Annotated in this window: 1 protein-coding gene and 1 pseudogene; both read left to right on the forward strand. The window is 70.0% G+C overall.

Annotation, left to right across the window (positions count from 1 at the left end; all coding sequences use genetic code 11):
• Window positions 1–117 precede the first annotated feature (117 nt).
• Window positions 118–1,134 (forward strand): hypothetical protein, encoded by a 1,017-nt coding sequence (locus MJ785_RS17130; protein WP_239381771.1) that lies wholly within the window; start codon window positions 118–120, stop codon window positions 1,132–1,134.
• 65 nt (window positions 1,135–1,199) lie between these two features.
• Window positions 1,200–2,108: pseudogene (locus MJ785_RS17135) on the forward strand (hypothetical protein); the annotation flags it as partial.

Here is a 2,108-nt window from a genome sequence, read left to right on the forward strand (position 1 = left end):
GGAATCCGTGGTTGGCCGGGTATCGCCGGCTGGTAGGCGCCTGGTGGATATCGTGGGCCGAGTGGCCGTGCCAGAATCCGGTACCGGCGAGTGAGCCTGATCGGTGAGGAGAGAACGGTGATCGACGCGGAAGCGATGCACATTCCTGGTTGGCGCGGCGGTGACGGTAACGGCGCCTACCTCGACAAGACACTGCGCCACCATCCGATCGAGCTGTCACTCGACGACAGCGTCGGTGTGCAGGTGATTGTCATGTTATTTGCGCGAGCGCTGTCCGCGGCTTTTCTCGGTTGGCTCGTATTCGCTTTTCTCGGGCTGTTCGCCACGGTGGGCGGGGGTGCTGGATCGGGCGTCGGCATCATGGGCGTGGGCGCCGTCATAGCCGGTGTCGTGTTCTGGGCGGTCCTGCTGCTATCGCGGTTCACCGAGCCTATTGCTGAGTGGCGGGTACTGCTGGAGGACAGGACCGACAGCGTGGAGTCCACCTACAGCAAGATAGCGGGCGCCCTGCGCGATCGGCAGATTCCGCTCTATCGGACGGTCCGGCGCATGTCCACCGGCATCGGTGCCGGGCATGTCAGCAACCGGCTCGTGCTGACCGAGGAAAGCTACTCGGCCTATGTGTCGGTGTTCAGCTACGGCACGAGCCTCTACCTCGGCTGGATGATGTGGCGCTCGCGCCGCGGGTACATCCTGATCGGGAAATATCTTGTTGATCTGGTGAATGGTATGATCGGCAGACTTGACCCAGAGACGATCATGTTGCGTACCGAACGGCCCAGGGCCATGCGCGAAGCCGTCCACGCGGCGTGCCGGGAGGGCCTGTACGTCGCGATCGAGGGGCGGGACGTGCCCATCACGTACGGATTTCCCCAGGGCCTGCCGCGGATCGACGCCGACCCGACGCCGCCGGCTCCCATGGCCCCGCCTGCCGGTTTCGGCGGACCACCAGTGGCTGAGCCTCCTTACCAGGCCATGGATCAGCGGCAGGGTCAGCCCAGCCAGCAGAACTGGCCGTACGACGGCACCGCGCAGAGCCCGCCGCCGTACCAGCAGCCGCCTTCGTACCCACCGGCGGCGGGCCCCGGCGGGCGGGACTGGCGGATCGGTGACGAACCTCGCTACCAACAGTGACCTTGGACGGCCACCGCGGGGACGGGATTGTGCGGCGGTCCGGTCCGGAGGGCTGCTGGGCGTGGGTGGGGGTCCGCCTCGCGCCGATCACGCCCGGCGCGGGCAGCCCTGGCCTGTACACCGATCTGGGCGAACCATCGCGGCGTGCCGACGCCCGCACCGCGGAGACCGCGTGGGTTGCCGCCTGGCGAAGGAGCGATGAGCGGCCCTGTTTCGACCTGCGCTACCTCAGCGACCCCGGCTCCGGCAGCGTCTCCTGCGCTCTGCTCGGGCGGGTGTTCGCTCCCGACGACGCCACGGCCACGCGCGCGGCGGTCGCGCTGCGGGAGCGCCTGGCGAGGCCACCGGCTCATGTGGCGGCCAGGCCGTTCGCCGATGCGGCCGAGGTCCAGCGCTGGCTCGCGCCGGTGGAACCCCACCCGGACGGGCTGGCCGAGATCCGCAAACGGCTGACCCACAGCTGGGGTAGCCGGCCGGGCATCCCGGGCTCGGCTCCCGGGCGCCGGATCTGCTTTGCGGTGTCGGCGTTCGCCGGCGGCGACAGCTCCTGGGAGGCGGTGTGGCTCGCGCTGGCGCGGCAGCGGTACCCGACGCTGATCAGCCTCTTCGTCGAACCCTACCCGGTGGCGGACATCCTGCGCTATGCGCTCAGCGCGCTGGCCAGGGAGTACACCGCGCTCGCGACAGAGATACCGGGCACGCTGTACCGGGCGGCGGTGCCGGCCGACGCGTTCGCCGTCGAGGCACAGCCGTTGTACGCCGAGGCGCTGCGTCGCTACGCCGACCACGCGTATCGCGTCCGGGTCTCGGTGGCCTCCGCCGGTCCGCTGGATCCAGCCTTCGGTGAACTGGTCGCGGCGACCATCTCGCCGCCGGTCCGCGACGGCGCGTTCGGGGGCGGCGGGGCGGTGTCGCGGCGACCGCCACCGGCGGAACTCGGGCCGGCGTGGGCGAATATCACCGCCCTGAGGCGT

Source organism: Protofrankia sp. CiT1, from assembly GCF_917627335.1.
Lineage (GTDB): Bacteria > Actinomycetota > Actinomycetes > Frankiales > Frankiaceae > Protofrankia.